This is a genomic window from Streptomyces sp. UC4497 (genome assembly GCF_054871485.1).
The window spans coordinates 58301-75059 of the sequence record NZ_JBTYHB010000043.1; the positions used below are offsets into that span (position 1 = coordinate 58301).

At 70.0% G+C, this 16759-nt stretch carries 16 protein-coding genes; 3 read left to right on the forward strand and 13 right to left on the reverse strand.

Going from position 1 to position 16759, the window contains the following annotated elements; genetic code table 11:
* Nucleotides 1–165 precede the first annotated feature (165 nt).
* The 5 genes from ACYSUO_RS36830 to ACYSUO_RS36850 form a co-directional block, all read right to left on the reverse strand.
* Nucleotides 166–1845, reverse strand: coding sequence for a bifunctional uroporphyrinogen-III C-methyltransferase/uroporphyrinogen-III synthase (locus tag ACYSUO_RS36830; protein WP_461780561.1), 1680 nt, complete (start codon nucleotides 1843–1845; stop codon nucleotides 166–168).
* Nucleotides 1842–2804, reverse strand: coding sequence for a hydroxymethylbilane synthase (hemC, locus tag ACYSUO_RS36835; RefSeq protein ID WP_461780562.1), 963 nt, complete (start codon nucleotides 2802–2804; stop codon nucleotides 1842–1844). The genes ACYSUO_RS36830 and hemC overlap by 4 nt, the downstream gene beginning before the upstream one ends.
* Nucleotides 2801–4429, reverse strand: coding sequence for a glutamyl-tRNA reductase (locus ACYSUO_RS36840; RefSeq protein WP_461780563.1), 1629 nt, complete (start codon nucleotides 4427–4429; stop codon nucleotides 2801–2803). Before ACYSUO_RS36840 ends, hemC begins: the two co-directional genes overlap by 4 nt.
* On the reverse strand, nucleotides 4426–5223 hold the full coding sequence (locus ACYSUO_RS36845) for a redox-sensing transcriptional repressor Rex (RefSeq protein WP_426903039.1): 798 nt from the start codon (nucleotides 5221–5223) through the stop codon (nucleotides 4426–4428). The genes ACYSUO_RS36840 and ACYSUO_RS36845 overlap by 4 nt, the downstream gene beginning before the upstream one ends.
* Nucleotides 5224–5575: 352 nt before the next feature.
* Nucleotides 5576–5863 carry a glutaredoxin family protein gene (locus tag ACYSUO_RS36850; protein WP_461780564.1) on the reverse strand — a complete coding sequence of 96 codons (288 nt, stop codon included), beginning with the start codon at nucleotides 5861–5863 and terminating at the stop codon, nucleotides 5576–5578.
* A gap of 106 nt (nucleotides 5864–5969) precedes the next feature.
* On the opposite strand from ACYSUO_RS36850, the gene ACYSUO_RS36855 reads away from it, so the two are divergent.
* The 3 genes from ACYSUO_RS36855 to ACYSUO_RS36865 all read left to right on the forward strand — a co-directional run bounded on the left by ACYSUO_RS36855 (nucleotide 5970) and on the right by ACYSUO_RS36865 (nucleotide 9566).
* Entirely contained in the window at nucleotides 5970–6908 is a 939-nt protein-coding gene (locus ACYSUO_RS36855) for an HAD family hydrolase (protein WP_461780565.1), read from the forward strand.
* 338 nt (nucleotides 6909–7246) lie between these two features.
* The gene (locus tag ACYSUO_RS36860) at nucleotides 7247–8071 is read left to right on the forward strand and encodes an ECF subfamily RNA polymerase sigma factor, BldN family (protein WP_266711270.1); all 825 of its coding nucleotides are present in this window, start codon (nucleotides 7247–7249) and stop codon (nucleotides 8069–8071) included.
* A 262-nt stretch (nucleotides 8072–8333) separates the two neighbouring features.
* Nucleotides 8334–9566 (forward strand): DUF5667 domain-containing protein, encoded by a 1233-nt coding sequence (locus ACYSUO_RS36865; RefSeq protein WP_461780566.1) that lies wholly within the window; start codon nucleotides 8334–8336, stop codon nucleotides 9564–9566.
* A gap of 83 nt (nucleotides 9567–9649) precedes the next feature.
* On the opposite strand, the gene ACYSUO_RS36870 is transcribed toward ACYSUO_RS36865, so the two are convergent.
* From ACYSUO_RS36870 to ACYSUO_RS36905, 8 genes are all read right to left on the reverse strand, one after another.
* On the reverse strand, nucleotides 9650–10699 hold the full coding sequence (locus ACYSUO_RS36870) for a lysophospholipid acyltransferase family protein (RefSeq protein ID WP_461780567.1): 1050 nt from the start codon (nucleotides 10697–10699) through the stop codon (nucleotides 9650–9652).
* Between the two features lie 14 nt (nucleotides 10700–10713).
* Nucleotides 10714–11790, reverse strand: a complete 1077-nt coding sequence (locus ACYSUO_RS36875; RefSeq protein WP_461780568.1) for an NAD-dependent epimerase/dehydratase family protein — start codon at nucleotides 11788–11790, stop codon at nucleotides 10714–10716.
* Between the two features lie 244 nt (nucleotides 11791–12034).
* Nucleotides 12035–12133, reverse strand: coding sequence for a 30S ribosomal protein bS22 (locus ACYSUO_RS36880; protein ID WP_003948845.1), 99 nt, complete (start codon nucleotides 12131–12133; stop codon nucleotides 12035–12037).
* A gap of 150 nt (nucleotides 12134–12283) precedes the next feature.
* Nucleotides 12284–12493 (reverse strand): helix-turn-helix domain-containing protein, encoded by a 210-nt coding sequence (locus ACYSUO_RS36885; protein WP_266711274.1) that lies wholly within the window; start codon nucleotides 12491–12493, stop codon nucleotides 12284–12286.
* Nucleotides 12494–12622: 129 nt separating this feature from the next.
* On the reverse strand, nucleotides 12623–13438 hold the full coding sequence (locus ACYSUO_RS36890; RefSeq protein ID WP_461780569.1) for a phosphatase: 816 nt from the start codon (nucleotides 13436–13438) through the stop codon (nucleotides 12623–12625).
* Nucleotides 13439–13634: 196 nt separating this feature from the next.
* Nucleotides 13635–14810: an acetoin utilization protein AcuC gene (locus ACYSUO_RS36895; protein WP_461780570.1), complete on the reverse strand. Its 1176-nt coding sequence runs from the start codon at nucleotides 14808–14810 to the stop codon at nucleotides 13635–13637.
* Nucleotides 14761–16014 (reverse strand): MFS transporter, encoded by a 1254-nt coding sequence (locus ACYSUO_RS36900; RefSeq protein ID WP_461780571.1) that lies wholly within the window; start codon nucleotides 16012–16014, stop codon nucleotides 14761–14763. The genes ACYSUO_RS36895 and ACYSUO_RS36900 overlap by 50 nt, the downstream gene beginning before the upstream one ends.
* 81 nt (nucleotides 16015–16095) lie before the next feature.
* Complete coding sequence (locus ACYSUO_RS36905; protein WP_461780572.1) at nucleotides 16096–16740, reverse strand: HAD family hydrolase; 645 nt, start codon at nucleotides 16738–16740, stop codon at nucleotides 16096–16098.
* Nucleotides 16741–16759: the final 19 nt, after the last annotated feature.

The following is a 16759-nucleotide window of genomic DNA, read 5'->3' on the forward strand; positions in this document are numbered from 1 at the left end:
ACCTCTACCTACGTGCTGTGTTCTCCCGGGGGACGACACCCGGACCCCCAGCCGGACAACCAGTCCGGCCGGGGCCCAGGTAGGGCCGTGCCCGGGAAACGGAGTAAAACAGAAGGGCGGGCACCCGGACCCTCAGGTCCGGACGTGCCCGCCCCACACTCTTCCTTACGGAGCCGCGCGCCTGCGCCGCGACCCGGGCCGCCGCTCGCTGGGCCGGGTGACCGGGTCACCCGCCTCGATCGCCGCGACCCGCCGCTTGGTGCCGAAGTCGGCAAGCGCGGCCGCCAGCTTGAGCACCGAGGGCTCCGGAGCCATCACGTCGACCCGCAGCCCGTGCTCCTCGGCCGTCTTCGCGGTCGCCGGGCCGATGCAGGCGATCACCGTCACGTTGTGCGGCTTGCCCGCGATGCCGACCAGGTTGCGCACCGTGCTCGACGACGTGAACAGAACGGCGTCGAAGCCACCACCCTTGATCGCCTCACGCGTCTCCGCCGGCGGCGGCGACGCACGCACGGTCCGGTACGCCGTGACGTCGTCGACCTCCCAGCCCAGCTCGATGAGCCCGGCGACGAGGGTCTCGGTCGCGATGTCGGCACGCGGGAGGAAGACACGGTCGATCGGGTCGAAGACCGGGTCGTACGGCGGCCAGTCCTCCAGGAGACCGGCGGCCGACTGCTCGCCGCTCGGCACCAGGTCCGGCTTCACGCCGAAGGCGATGAGGGCCTGCGCCGTCTGGTCGCCCACCGCCGCGACCTTGATCCCGGCGAAGGCGCGGGCGTCGAGCCCGTACTCCTCGAACTTCTCGCGGACGGCCTTGACCGCGTTCACCGAGGTGAAGGCGATCCACTCGTAGCGGCCCGTCACCAGGCCCTTGACCGCGCGCTCCATCTGCTGCGGCGTGCGCGGCGGCTCGACCGCGATGGTCGGCACCTCGTGCGGCACGGCGCCGTAGGAACGAAGCTGGTCGGAGAGCGACACCGCCTGCTCCTTCGTACGCGGGACGAGCACTCTCCAGCCGAACAGCGGCTTCGACTCGAACCACGACAGCTGGTCGCGCTGGGCGGCTGCGGAACGCTCACCGACCACGGCTATCACCGGGCGGTTGCCCTCCGGCGACGGCAGCACCTTGGCCTGCTTCAGCGTCTGCGCGATCGTGCCGAGCGTCGCCGTCCAGGTCTTCTGGCGCGTCGTCGTACCGGCGATCGTCACGGACAGCGGGGTGTCGGGCTTGCGGCCCGCCGCCACCAGCTCACCGGCCGCGGAGCCCACCGAGTCGAGCGTCGTCGACACGACGACCGTGCCGTCGGACGCGCCGACCTCGGTCCAGCAGCGCTCGGAGGCGGTGGCCGCGTCCACGAAGCGGACATCGGCGCCCTGCTGGTCGCGGAGCGGCACACCGGCGTACGCGGGCACGCCCACGGCCGCCGCGATGCCGGGCACGACCTCGAAGGTGATGCCCTCGCTCGCGCAGGCGAGCATCTCCTCGGCCGCGTACGTGTCGAGACCGGGGTCCCCGGTGACCGCACGCACGACCCGCTTGCCGCCCCTCGCGGCCTCCATGACAAGATTGGCCCAGTCCCTCAGAGCCGGGACCATGACGGCAGTTGACGAGCCGTCAGCGGTCGCCGGGCGCTCCGGGGCACCCGTGGCGTCGAGGACGGTCACGCCGGCCTTGGCATGCGTCCGCACGACGTCGAGCACTTCGGGCTCGGCGATCAGCACATCCGCTCGGGACAGGGCCTCCACGGCCCTGAGGGTCAGAAGTCCCGGATCTCCGGGACCCGCACCCAGGAAGGTGACGTGCCCAGGTGCACAGGCGGTCGATACAGCGGTGGTGGGGCTCATCGTGCTCGCTCCCCCATCAGACCGGCCGCACCCTTGGCCAGCATCTCGGCGGCGAGTTCCCGCCCGAGTGCCAGCGCCTCGTCCTCGGACGAGGGCACGGGACCGGTGGTGGTCAGCTGCACCAGCTCGGAGCCGTCGGTGGTACCGACGACGCCGCGCAGGCGCATTTCCTTGGCAGTCTGCCCGTCGGCCAGCAGGTCGGCCAGCGCACCCACAGGTGCACTGCAGCCGGCCTCCAGGGCGGCGAGCAGGGTTCGCTCGGCGGTCACGGCGGCCCGTGTGAACGGGTCGTCCAACTCGGCGAGCATGGCCACGAGTCCACCGTTGTCGGCGGCGCACTCGATGGCCAGTGCCCCCTGGCCGGGGGCGGGCAGAATCATGTCGGTCGGGAGGAACTCGGTGACTTCCCCGCTGCGACCGGTACGGCTGAGCCCCGCGGCCGCGAGGACCACCGCGTCCAGCTCACCCTTCTCGACGAAGCCGATCCGGGTGTCGATGTTCCCACGGATCGGCACGGTCTCGATCCGTATGCCGTGGCTGCGCGCGTACGCGTTCAGCTGCGCCATGCGGCGCGGCGAACCGGTACCCACGCGGGCACCTTCGGGAAGCTCGGTGAACTTCAGTCCGTCGCGCGCGATCAGCACGTCCCGCGGGTCCTCGCGCACCGGTACGGCGGCGAGGGCCAGCTCGGCGGGCTGCGCGGTCGGCAGGTCCTTGAGGGAGTGCACCGCGAAGTCGACCTCGCCCCTGGCGAGCGCGTCGCGCAGCGCGGTGACGAAGACTCCGGTGCCGCCGATCTGCGCGAGGTGCTCGCGGGAGGTGTCACCGTAGGTGGTGATCTCCACCAGCTCGACCTCGCGGCCGGTCAACTGACGTACTGCTTCGGCCACTTGCCCGGACTGGGCCATGGCCAGCTTGCTGCGCCTGGTGCCCAGCCTCAGGGCTTTCTCGGCGGTCATGCCGGGCCTCGATTCTTGCCTTCTGCTTCGTGGGGGGTGGCCCGGGAAACGGCGGCGACCGTCTCCTGGTCCAGGTCGAACAGGGTCCGCAGGGCGTCCGCGTACCCGGCGCCGCCGGGCTCGGCGGCCAGCTGCTTGACCCGTACGGTCGGCGCGTGCAGCAGCTTGTCCACCACGCGCCGCACGGTCTGGGTGATCTCCGCGCGCTGCTTCTCGTCCAGGCCCGGGAGCCTGCCGTCGAGCCGGGCGATCTCGCTCGCCACCACGTCCGCGGCCATCGTGCGCAGTGCGACGACGGTCGGCGTGATGTGCGCGGCCCGCTGCGCGGCGCCGAACGCGGTGACCTCGTCGGCCACGATGGTCCGCACCAGGTCGACGTCCGCGGCCATGGGGGCGTCCGCGGAGGCGTCGGCGAGCGATTCGATGTCGACGAGGCGGACCCCGTCGATCCGGTGCGCGGCCGCGTCGACATCCCGCGGCATCGCCAGGTCGAGGAGCGCGAGCGCCACCTGTCGTACGGGCTCGGGGGTGCGCTCGCGGCGCAGCTCCGGCACCCGTCCGGCGACGGCGAGCGCGGCGATGGCCTCGGCCTCGGAGAGGCGGACCTGCTCGCCGGGCGCGTTGTCGACCCAGGCGCCGTGCTGTTCCAGGGCGGCGGCGTCGAATCCGGCGACCGCGGCCTCGCCCTCGACGGAGAAGCCACCGCGCACCGTCTCGACGGAGCGGCTGTCGCTTCCGGCCTTACCGGCGGCGGGAGCCGTGGCGCCGGGCACCTCGCTGCCCGCGGTCGGCGTACGGCCCGCGACGGCGGAACGTACCGCCTCGGCGGTGAGTACGAGACCGGTCGCGCCGGTGCAGGAGATGGCGACGTCGGCACGTGTCAGTTCGTCCGCGACGGTGTCCATCGCGACGGCACGGGCGGCGGTACCGGACTCGCTGAGGATCTCAACCAGGCGGTCGGCGCGCTCCATCGTCCGGTTGGCGACGACGACCTCGGCCACTCCGGCCCGCGCGAGCGTGGCCGCGGCGAGCGAGGACATCGAGCCGGCGCCGATCACGAGCGCCCGCTTGCCCTGCGCCCACGCGTCCACCGACTGCCCGGCGGCGAGCTGCTCCAGGCCGAAGGTGACGAGCGACTGCCCGGCACGGTCGATCCCGGTCTCCGAGTGGGCGCGCTTGCCCACCCGCAGCGCTTGCTGGAAGAGGTCGTTGAGGAGCTTGCCCGCGGAGTGCAGCTCCTGGGCGCGCGCGAGGGTGTCCTTGATCTGGCCGAGGATCTGGCCCTCGCCGACCACCATCGAGTCGAGCCCGCACGCCACCGAGAACAGGTGGTGCACCGCCCGGTCCTCGTAGTGCACATAAAGATAGGGAGTGAGCTCTTCGAGGCCGACCCCGCTGTGCTGCGCGAGCAGCGTCGACAGCTCGGCGACACCGGCGTGGAACTTGTCCACGTCCGCGTACAGCTCGATGCGGTTGCAGGTGGCGAGCACCGCGGCCTCGGCGGCCGGTTCGGCGGCGAGCGTGTCCTGCAGCAGCTTGGCCTGGGTGTCCGCGTTCAGCGCGGCACGCTCCAGAACGCTGACGGGGGCGCTGCGGTGGCTCAGGCCTACGACGAGGAGGCTCATGCCGGCATCACGGCGGGAACGTCCCCGTCGGGTCCCTTGCGCTCGTCGTTGTTCTTCGCGGCGGCGGGCTTGGTGACCTTGGCGGCCGGGCCCTCGAGGCCCACCGCGCCCTCGGCCTCCTCCACCGGGCTCTCGCCGGCCTTGCGCTGCTCGTGGAAGGCGAGGATCTGCAGCTCGATGGAGAGGTCGACCTTGCGCACGTCGACGCCGTCGGGAACGGAGAGCACCGTCGGCGCGAAGTTCAGGATGGAGGTGATGCCCGCGGCGACGAGCCGGTCGCAGACCTGCTGCGCGGCGCCGGCCGGGGTCGCGATGACGCCGATGGAGACGCCGTTCTCGTCGATGATCTTCTCGAGGTCGTCGGCGTGCTGCACGGCCATGCCCGCGACGGACTTGCCGGTCATCGCCGGATCGGCGTCGATCAGGGCCGCGACGCGGAAGCCGCGCGAGGCGAAACCACCGTAATTGGCAAGCGCCGCACCGAGGTTACCGATACCGACCATCACGATCGGCCAGTCCTGCGTGAGGCCCAGCTCGCGTGAGATCTGGTAGACGAGGTACTCGACGTCGTAGCCCACGCCGCGGGTTCCGTACGAACCGAGGTACGAGAAGTCCTTGCGCAGTTTCGCGGAGTTGACCCCCGCGGCGGCCGCGAGCTCCTCGGAGGAGACCGTTGGCACCGAGCGCTCCGACAGAGCGGTGAGGGCTCGGAGGTACAGCGGAAGCCTGGCGACGGTGGCCTCGGGAATTCCTCGGCTGCGGGTCGCCGGTCGGTGAGTTCGGCCAGTTGCCACGGTGCTCCTGCGGGTAGAGCGGGGCTGTGGGCGGCACCCTGCTACTCGACCGCCCCGTCGAATGCAGGCTATGTCTTTGTGAACGCGTGCACAAAGATGGTGTCCGATTTGCCCGGCCAACGTGACCGGGCTCACGCGCGCCCCGCGCGCCTCCGTGGAAGCGGCGCGCAGGTAGCTTCGTTGCTCACCTGTGGGGCCCAAAACGGCACACTCTCCTCAACGTTGCCAAGATCCACGCCCCCGAGACCAAAACCGCCCCCGATCCTAAGCGACTTTTGGGACCAGTTGGACTGGTCGGTCAGTGACCTGTGCGACCGGACCGCGACCAACCTGGGGCTTCGTTTGCGGACCGTCACCGAGTGAGTGCGTGCCGCAGCCGCTCCTCCTTCACACGCCAGAAGTCGTGCTGCGCTCCGTCGACGAGAACGACCGGGATCTGTTCCCAGTACTTGCGGTACAGCTCCTCGTCCTCGGTGATGTCCTTCTTCTCCCAGGACGCGCCGACCTCGGCGCACACCTTCTCGATCACCGACTGTGCGTCGTCGCACAGATGACAGCCGGGCTTCCCGATCAGCGTGACGATCCGCTCACTCGGATCCTTCTTCTCGCGGGTACGAAAAATGGGACTCATACCGGCCATTCTCGCCCCACACGCGGCCCTCCTGTCGCCGAGAATTCACGTGCGGACAGGCTCCCGAAACCCGCTCGACTCCGGAACCCCCGAACAGACTGGCTATGCTCACGACATGGCCGCTCTCGGATGGCTCACACCCCGTAGGCGCTCCGCCACCGCGCGGAGCGTGCTGGCAGGCGAGGCTTCGGCCGAGGCCGCCCGCAAGTCCTCCCAGGAGCTGGAGGACCAGGCCCCGCCGGTCGACGAGGACGCACAGGAACCGGAGTTCCCGGTCGCGGGCGACGACAAGGCCGCCGCCTTCTTCGACCTGGACAACACGGTGATGCAGGGCGCGGCGATCTTCCACTTCGGCCGGGGCCTGTACAAGCGGAAGTTCTTCGAGCGCCGCGAGCTGACCCGATTCGCCTGGCAGCAGGCCTGGTTCAGGATCGCCGGCGTCGAGGACCCCGAGCACATGCAGGACGCGCAGAACAGCGCCCTGTCCATCGTGAAGGGCCACCGCGTCGCCGAGCTGATGTCCATCGGCGAGGAGATCTACGACGAGTACCTGGCCGAGCGGATCTGGCCCGGCACCCGCGCCCTCGCCCAGGCCCACCTGGACGCGGGCCAGAAGGTCTGGCTGGTCACGGCCGCGCCCGTGGAGATCGCCACGGTCATCGCCCGCCGCCTCGGCCTGACCGGCGCGCTCGGCACGGTCGCCGAGTCCATCGGCGGCGTCTACACCGGCAGGCTCGTCGGCGAACCGCTGCACGGGCCCGCGAAGGCCGAGGCGGTCCGCGCGCTGTCCTCCGCCGAGGGCCTGGAGCTCGGCCGCTGCGCCGCGTACAGCGACTCGCACAATGACATCCCGATGCTCTCGCTCGTCGGCCACCCGTACGCGATCAACCCGGACGCGAAGCTGCGCAAGTACGCGCGCGAGCGCGACTGGCGCCTTCGGGACTACCGCACGGGCCGCAAGGCCGCGAAGGTCGGGATCCCCGCCGCGGCCGGCGTCGGCGCGGTCGCGGGCGGCACCGCGGCGGCGATCGCACTGCACCGACGCCGTCGCTGACGGCCGATCGCCTACGGTCACCGAGCGGTCGAGGACGACATTCCGTACGTCTTACCCGTGTCCCGCTCCCGCCAGTCCCGTAAGTACCACTCGGCCACAACACGTCACCACCAGAGCCTGAACTTGAACGTAATCGATCAACAAGTGGTCACTCTCTGGTACTTGAAACGCCGTCGAGTGACTACAGAAGTGACCTAATCGGTGATTTGAGCAACTGGGTGTAGTCCTCCCTGCACGAAGCGTTATTCTCCTCAGACGCAAACCGGTACCCACGCGTCAGCACGACGGGTGAACGGTCCCGCACTGCACGTGATGGAAGCTCTGCCTCTGGGAGTCCCGTGTACCCACACGTCGGGGTTGACGCCTCGGGCCTGGCTACGCTGCACGCGACGGTCGTGGACCGCTTGCGCGGTTTCGTCCCCACCGCGTACGCCGTCCCCGCCCTCGCCGCTGCGGCAGCGTCGGCCGTGCCCGCCCCTGCCTCGCCATGTTTCGCCATGGCCGATTCGACCGCGGCCACCGTCGGCAGACGGGCCCGTTCCGGGTCCGCCGGCGCGTCGGGCACCGCGGCCAGGTCGGCCACACCTACGGCCCGCCGTCCCGCGGCCGACAGCGACAGTGCCCGCATGATGGATCTGGTCGAGCGCGCCCAGGGAGGCGAGGCCGACGCGTTCGGCCGGCTCTACGACCAGTACAGCGACACTGTGTACCGCTATATCTATTACCGCGTCGGCGGAAAGGCGACCGCGGAGGACCTCACCAGCGAGACCTTTCTGCGCGCGCTGCGCCGCATCGGCACGTTCACCTGGCAGGGCCGCGACTTCGGCGCCTGGCTGGTCACGATCGCGCGCAACCTGGTCGCGGACCACTTCAAGTCGAGCCGCTTCCGCCTCGAAGTGACCACGGGCGAAATGCTCGATGCGAACGAGGTGGAGCGTTCCCCCGAGGACTCCGTCCTGGAGTCCCTCTCGAACGCGGCCCTGCTCGACGCCGTGCGCCGCCTCAACCCACAGCAGCAGGAGTGCGTCACGCTGCGCTTCCTGCAGGGCCTGTCCGTCGCCGAGACCGCTCGCGCGATGGGCAAGAACGAGGGCGCGATCAAGACCCTCCAGTACCGGGCGGTGCGCACCCTGGCGCGCCTTCTGCCGGACGACGCCCGCTGAGCCCCGGGGCTGTTTCTTCAGCCCTGGGACCGTTACTGCCCGCAGTCCCCAACTCACCTACGGTGAAAGCGAGATGGGATCGCGCCCGGATTATCTTTCGCGCGTAACCCAAATACCGAGCCGCTCGTTGTGCGGGATGCAGGCTCCCTGTGGTCACTCCCGACCGGGATTCACTCATTCTTTGGTGTGTATCCGGGACCGGGGGTGCAACCCCAGGACCCCCTGGGGAGTCGACCGTCATGATTGAGAGGAGGTGCCGCCAGTGATCGCGAACGTCTCGGCACACCGGCGGGCGAACGCCTTCGCCCAGGCCCTGGAGGACAAGTCCGACCAGGACCCGGCGGCGCAGCAACCGGAAGAAGAACCGGCCGCCCGGCGCAGCGATGCGGCGGCGGCCGAGGAGGGCGGGCTGCTGTCCCTGGCCGCGGCGCTCGGCGAGCTGCCGAAGCCGGAGTTCGACCCCGAGGTCAAGGTGGTGCAGCGGGCTCAGCTCGTCGCCGCCATGGAGGCCATGGTCCAGGAGGGCGGCGCGGCCGCCGCCGTACCGAAGCAGCGCCAGGGCAAGGGCACCCACCGGGCGAGCCCGCTGCGGAAGCTGCGGCCCCGCTCCCGGCTGAGCAAGGGCATCGCGGCGGGCGGGCTCACGGTCGGAGTGGCCGCGGGCGCGTTCAGCGGTGTGGCCGCGGCCTCGTCCAGCGCACTGCCGGGCGACCACCTCTACGGCCTCAAGCGCGGCATGGAGGACCTCAAGCTGGGCATGGCGCACAGCGACTCCGACAAGGGGCAGGCCTACCTCGACCAGGCGTCGACGCGGCTGAGCGAGGCGCGGCGGCTCATGGAGCGCGGCCGCACCGGACAGCTCGACCACGAGTCCGTGGGTGAGGTCAGGCGCGCGCTCTCCGGGGTGCAGTACGACGCCTCCGAGGGCCACAGGCTCCTCAGCGACGCGTACAAGCGCGACGGCGCCCTCGGCCCGATCCAGGCCCTGTCCGCCTTCTCCGACGCGCACAGGGAGAGCTGGACGGCCCTGAGCGACCGCCTGCCGGTTCAGCTCGGGGACGTAAGGGATCAGGTCAGCTCGGTCTTCGACGCCATAGACGAAGAGGTCGGCCCGCTGCGCTCCCTGCTGCCGCGGACCCCGGACGAGAAGAACGGTGCGACGAGCCCGGACACCGGCCAGGACGGTACGTCGCCGGGGTCCCCGGACACCGGCAGCTCCACCCCGTCCGGCTCCGGTTCCGCCTCCGACGACGGCAAGACGTCGACGAAGCCGAAGCCGTCCACGTCCGACACCGGCAAGGACGAGGAGGGTCTGCTCGGCGAAAACACGGGCGGCCTCCTCGACCCGCCGAAGGACAAGACGACCCCGCCGTCCTCGGACGACAGCCCGGACTCCGACACCGGCACGGGTACCCCGAAGCCGGACGTGACGGTGCCCCCGCTGCTCCCGGGCCTCCTGCCGGGCCTGGGCGTCGACGGCGAGGACGCGAACTAGCGCACCGCGCAGCAGACAGGGCCCGAGGCTTGCCTCGGGCCCTGTTCTCGTTCAGAAGAACGCCACTTCAGAAGAACACCGCTTCAGAAGAACACCGACCTGCGCTGCACCAGCAACTTGTACAACGTGTGCTGGATCTGTTCGCGGACCTGGTCCGTCAGGTTGAACATCAGCATCGGATCCTCCGCCGCCTCCGGCGGATAGCCGTCCGTCGGGATCGGCTCGCCGAACTGGATCGTCCACTTCGTCGGCAGCGGCACCGCCCCCAGCGGCCCGAGCCACGGGAACGTGGGCGTGATCGGGAAGTACGGGAAGCCGAGGAGTCGCGCCAAGGTCTTGGCGTTGCCCACCATCGGGTAGATCTCCTCCGCCCCGACGATCGAGCACGGCACGATCGGCGTGCCGGCGCGCAGCGCGGTCGACACGAACCCGCCCCGCCCGAAGCGCTGCAGCTTGTACCGCTCGCTGAACGGCTTGCCGACGCCCTTGAAGCCCTCCGGCATGACGCCGACCAGCTCACCGCTCTCGAGCAGCCGCTGCGCGTCCTCCGCGCAGGCCAGCGTGTGCCCGGCCTTGCGCGCCAGCTCGTTGACCACCGGCAGCATGAACACCAAGTCGGCCGCGAGCAGCCGCAGGTGGCGGCCCGCCGGATGGTTGTCGTGCACGGCGACCTGCATCATCAGGCCGTCGAGCGGCAGCGTTCCGGAGTGGTTGGAGACGATCAGGGCCCCGCCCTCGGACGGGATGTTCTCGATGCCCTTCACCTCGACCCGGAAGTACTTCTCCGCGATCGGCCGGAGCAGCGACATCAGGACCTGGTCGGTGAGCTCCTCGTCGTAACCGAACTCGTCGACGTCGTAGTCACCGATGATCCGGCGGCGCAGAAACGCGAGCCCACCCGCGATCTTCCGCTCCCAGCCGCCGCCCTGCGACGGCTCGCCCGGCTCCTTGGGCCCCGGTTCGGGCGCGGATTCGGACGGTGGCTGCTGCACGGGCCGCACCTCCCGTACGGCCACGGGTTCGCCCTTGCGGCGCTTGCCGGCCCCCGGGCCCCGGCCGCGGCGCGCGGCACCCTTCGCCGCCGCCCCTCGCGACCTGTCGTCGTCGAACGGAATGACCTTGGCGTCCGCCATCGTTGATGCGCTCCTCAGTTGGCGCTCTGCGTCGGGGGGTGGCTGGGGCCTGTACGGGCACCACCCAGGAAGGGCAGCGCGGCGATCCGGTCGACGGCCCCCGCGAGGGCCTGCGGCGGCAGCAGTCCCGGGCCCCGGCCGCGTACGAACTCCGCGAAGGCCTCCGCGGTCGTGTACTTGGGTTCAAAGCCCAGTGTGTCGCGCATCTGGACCGTCGACACCATCCGTCCGTGCGTGAGCAGCCGGATCTGCTCGGGCGAGAAGTCCGTCGCCCCCAGCGTACGCAGCGCGCCGCCCACCCAGGTGACGGCGGGAAGGAGGAACGGGACTGTCGGCCGGCCCAGCCGCCGGGAGCACTGCGAGAGCAACAGCACGCCGTCGCCCGCGATATTGAACGTGCCACTGTTCAACGTTCCCCGGGCCGGCTCGTGCGAGGCGATCCGCAGCACCTCGATCACGTCGTCCTCGTGCACGAACTGCAGCCGCGGGTCGTAGCCGAACACGGTCGGCAGGACCGGCAGCGAGAAGTACTCGGCGAGCGGTGAATCGGCCGTCGGTCCAAGGATGTTGGCGAAGCGCAGCACACACACCGCGACGTCGGGACGGCGCCGGGCGAACCCGCGCACATAGCCCTCGACCTCCACGGTGTCCTTGGCGAAGCCCCCGCTCGGCAGCGACTTCGGCGGCGTCGTCTCGGTGAAGACCGCCGGGTCGCGCGGCGCGGAGCCATAGACGTTCGTACTGGACTTCACCACCAGGCGCTTCACGTTGGGCGCCTTCTGGCACGCGCCGAGCAGCTGCATCGTGCCGATGACGTTGGTCTCCTTGACCGTGCCGCGGCCGCCGCTGGCCAGCGGGGTCCCCGTCACGTCCATGTGCACGACCGTGTCCACCGCGTACTCGGCGAGCACCCGCGCGATCGTCGGCTGCCGGATGTCGGCCTGCAGGAAGTCGGCACCGCCCAGATGGTGCGCCGGCGGCACCGCGTCCACGCCGATGACCCGGTCCACCTCGGGGTCCCGCTGGATCCTGCGTACGAACCGGCCGCCCAGTTGTCGGGCCACCCCTGTCACGAGCACGACTTTGCCCAAGATCAGCGCCTACCTTCCGTCCCAGCCCCGCCGCGCTCCGCAATCACTGCTTGCGGGCCACGTTAGCGGTTCGATGTTGCGCTGTGATGTCTGCTCGATGCAGGAAGTGACGACGGACACACTCGCGGGTAACGGGAGGTTCCGAAGTGAACAATTGCCTGTTCAAGGGCTCTGCACCAACGCAATGTGGCCCTCCCACCGGATGGTGGAAGGGCCACAAGGCGCGCTGTACAGCAGCTGCCGCTTACTTCTTGTTGCGACGCTGCACGCGGGTGCGCTTCAGCAGCTTGCGGTGCTTCTTCTTAGCCATCCGCTTACGCCGCTTCTTAATGACAGAGCCCACGACTACCCTCGCTCACTTCTCGGACAACCCCTGCGATGCAGGGACAATCACTCGGTGCGGGGCTGCATTGGGGCCCACACGACCTACGAGGGGCTAGCCTACCCCGCTCCGAGCGCCGATCAGAAATCGAGGTCCGCGGGACCCCCTGGATCAGCCGGCGTCCACCCCCACGTAGGAGTCGCGGAGGTACTCATGAACCGCGTTCTCCGGGACTCGGAATGACCTCCCCACCCGGATCGCGGGCAGATGACCGCTGTGCACCAAGCGGTACACGGTCATCTTCGACACTCGCATCACCGCGGCGACCTCCGCCACGGTCAGGAACGCCACCTCGGATAGAGGCCTCTGGTCAGCAGCCATGACACACCTGAACCTTCCGCACTCGACGGCCACCGGCTTCCCCTTCCGGTGACTCAACGTCGTTGCGTGCTCACTCCCCAATGTAGAGGCGGGTGATGCGAGTGGGGAAGAGGAGCAGCGATCGGCCGCCTACTGTGACAGACACGCTCGATTGAGTACATAGCGAGTAAGCGGTCGGTAGTAATCAGACCGCACAGCGTCATCAAGTGGAACGACGACGGACACCTGCCCCTCGGCCTCACCGACGAACAGGGCGGGATCGTCCGTATCGGCCAGACCGATGGCGTCGAACCCCAACTGACCTGCACCGCAGACCCATCCGTGGTCCCCGATGACCAGCTCGGGCAGCGGCTCGCCGGCCTCCGAGAGCGCCCCGAGCACCAGGCGAACCGGGAGTGGTGAGTGGGTGTGCGCGCCGGTCTCACTTCGCACCGGGTACGCGCCCGGTTCACGCACCAGCGCGACTCCTCGGTCGTAGTCGAGGTTGTACGTGCGTAGGCCGAACCGGGTCGTTATGTCGATACTCCGACCCTGCGCGGGGGTGAGGACGGGGCAGCCGACCGCCGACAGGGCGTCCGCCAACGCGGCGTAGAAACCGAGCAGTCGATGCGGATGCCCCGTCCCGAACAGCACCGGGGAACGGCTCTCGGCGGCCCGGCCGAGGCGCTCCGCAAACGCGTCGAGCGCGGCCAGGGTCCGTTCCGGATCGATGACATCCTGCCCCGTGCGGTGCCCCGGGTCCCCCGAGACCCCGCACTTGTCCGCCATCAGCGCGAGCAGCTCGCGGTGCCCCCACGCCCACTCGGGATCGAGCCCGAGCATCACCCGCGGATCCCGTGCCTCGAACAGGCGGTAGCTCCGCAGACTCTCCTCACGGGAGGTCGCCACGGGCCCGGCAAGCCGAGCCGCCAACAGATGCGCACGCAGGGCGCCGACGCTCAACACCCTTGCGATGTTGCGCCATTGCCCCGCCCCGTTCCCCCACTTTCCAGCAAACACCCCACGGTCGGAGTAACGCACCCGCCTTGGGCAATCTGCCGCCTTGGGCGGCAGGGTGGGCAAGGCGGCACCCCGGTGCAGGCCGCACCTACGGAAGGCGCCGACCCCGGCACCGCTCAAAGGCCCCGGCGCCGCCCGCCGATCACGGCAACAGCCCCCGCAAGGGATACGCCGCCTTACGGGTAGCCAGAACCGCCTGGTCGAGCCGGTCCGCGGGGTCGTACCCCGCCTCCCACTCCTGATACGACACGGGCCACCGCCCATCCGTCATCCGCTGCGGAGCCAACTGCCGCGTACGGGCGAACACTTCCTGCCGCCACCCCTCAGGAATCACCGACTCGGGCGCGATCTCCCGCCCCGCCGCGATCCCCACCAAGTGCGTCCACGACCGCGGCACCACATCCACCACCGCGTACCCGCCACCCCCGAGCGCGACCCAGCGCCCGTCGGCGTACTCGTGCGCCCACTCATGACAGGCGACCTGCACGGCCCGCTGCGCGTCCAACGACACCGCGAGATGGGCCAGCGGATCCTCGAAGTGCGTATCGGCCCCGTGCTGCGTCACAAGCACCTGCGGCCGGAACTCCGCCAACAACTCCGGCACCACCGCATGCAGCGCCCGCAGCCACCCCGCATCCCCGGTCCCCGCCGGCAACGCCACATTCACGGCCGTCCCCTCGCCGGCCCCGGCCGCCCCGGTCTCCTCGGGCCACCCGGTCTGCGGGAACAACGTACGAGGATGCTCGTGCAGCGAGATCGTCAGGACCCGCGGGTCCTCCCAGAACGCCGCCTGCACCCCGTCCCCGTGATGCACGTCCACATCCACGTACACGACCCGCTCGACGCCCAGCTCCAGCAGCCGCGCGATCGCCAACGCCGCGTCGTTGTACACGCAGAACCCGGACGCCGCCCCGGGCATCGCATGGTGCAGGCCACCCGAGAAGTTCACGGCGTGCAGCGCGTCCCCCCGCCACACACTCTCCGCGGCCCCCACCGACTGCCCGGCGATCAGCGCGGACACCTCGTGCATCCCGGCGAACGCCGGATCGTCCATGGTCCCGAGCCCGTACGACGGGTCGGCCGCGGCCGGATCGACGGACGCGGCCTTGACCGCCTCCACGTAGTCCTCGCGATGCACGAGCCGCAACGTCGACTCCCCGGCCGCCTTGGCCGCGACGACGTCCATCTCCCGGTCGAGCCCGAACGCGTCCACCAGTCTCCGGGTCAGATCAAGCCTGACCGGATCCATCGGGTGTCCTGGCCCGAAGTCATACCCCGCTACCGCCGGGTCCCACATCAATTGCGCGCGGCCGCTCATGCCCGCCACCGTATCGGTCGTCCCGCTCCCGGAACGACGGGGCGTACACCAGCGTCATCAGCACCAACGCCATCGGCACGAGCATCGCCCCGCGGTAGCTCCACGCGTCCCCGATGGCCCCCACAAGCGGCGAACCCACCAGAAAGCCCACGTAGTTGAAGATATTGAGCCGCGCGACGGCCGCATCGGACGCCTTCGGGAACAGCCTCCCCGCCGCGGCGAACGTCTGCGGCACGATCACGCACAACCCGAGCCCCAGCAGCGTGAATCCGAGGATTCCCACCCACTCCCCCGGCGCCAGCGCCACCACACCGAACCCGCCGGCAGCCACGACAGCCCCGAACCGCACCACGGCCACCGCCCCGAACCTCCGCACCCCCACGTCCCCGACGGACCGCCCCACCAGCGTCATCACCATGTAGACGTTGTACGGAACGGTCGACATCTGCTCCGAACTCCCCAGCACGTCCTGGAGATACTTTGCGCTCCAGTTCGAGACCGTCGAGTCCCCGATGTACGCGAAGGACATCACCAGGCAGAGCGGCAACAGCACCTTGAAGACGATCCCGCCGCCCTGCTCTTGCTCCCGCGCGGCCTCCTCCCCGTCTGCCGCCCGCCCGTCCACGTACCACCGGCTCGCCACGAGACAGAGCGGCAACAGCACGCACGCCACCGGCAGATACGACACGAACAGCGTGAGATCCCAATGCGCCCCGACCCACGCGAGCGACGCCCCGACGATCCCACCGAGGCTGTACGCGGCGTGGAACCCGAGCATGATGCTGCGCCCGTACGCCCGCTGCAGGCTGACGCCGAGCATGTTCATCGAGGCGTCCAGGGCCCCGACGGACAGCCCGAACGCGGCCAGCGAGACGGCCACTTGGGCCACCGAGTCCCCGGCCCCGACCCCGAGCAGCGCCAGGAGCACGACGGGCTGCGACCACCGCAGCACCCGGCTGGGCCGCACCCGCTTCACCAGCTGCTCGGTGCCTACGCTCCCGACCCCGGCCAGCACCGGCACCGCGGCCAGGAACACGGGCAGCAGCGCGTCGGATATCCCGTACTGGTCCTGAATGGCGGGGATCCTGGTCACGAGCAGCGCGAAGGCGACACCTTGCGCGAAGAAACTGATCCCCAGCGTCCCGCGACCCCACCGCAGCCGCCCACCCACCGTGCCGGCCGTCCCGGCTGTGCCATCGGTCATGGCGGCACAGCGTAGGCCTCAGCCCTACCAGTGGGTAGATGGATCACAAAACCATGGACCGACCGTGACCTCGGCCGCACCTCAGCCGAGGAGCCGCGGCAACTCCCGCATGTCGTCGAAGAGTTCATCGGCCCGGTCGAGCCGCTCGGCGGGCGTCATCGCGGTGAACCCGTACACATCCATCCCGGCGGCGACGGCGGCCTGCACACCGAGCGGGCTGTCCTCGACGACCAGACACTTCGCCGGCGGAACCCCCATCCGTTCGGCCGCGTACAGAAACAGATCGGGCGCCGGCTTTCCCCGCCCCACATCCTGCGAGCTGAAGATGCGCTCGTCCCCGAACCACTTGTCGAGCCCGGTCTTCCGATGCCCGACACGGATCCGCTCATGACTCCCGGAGGACGCGACACAGTACGGCACCCCGTCGGCCGTCAGCTTCTCCAGCACCTCGACGACCCCGTCGACCGGCTCCAGCTCCCGCTCGAACGCCGCGAACACCCGCGCATGAAAGACGTCATCGAAGTCCTCGGGAAGCCGCTGCCCGGTCCGCTCGAGAACCACATCGTGCACGCGGTGCATGGCGGCGCCCATGTAGTCCCGCAGGGATTCCTCGTACGAGGTCGGGTGCCCGAGCTCGGTGAGATAGCCGGCCAGGAGCGTATTGGAGATCGGTTCACTGTCGACGAGTACGCCGTCGTTGTCGAAGATGACGAGGTCATAGCGCATTCCCATATCCTCGAGCCTA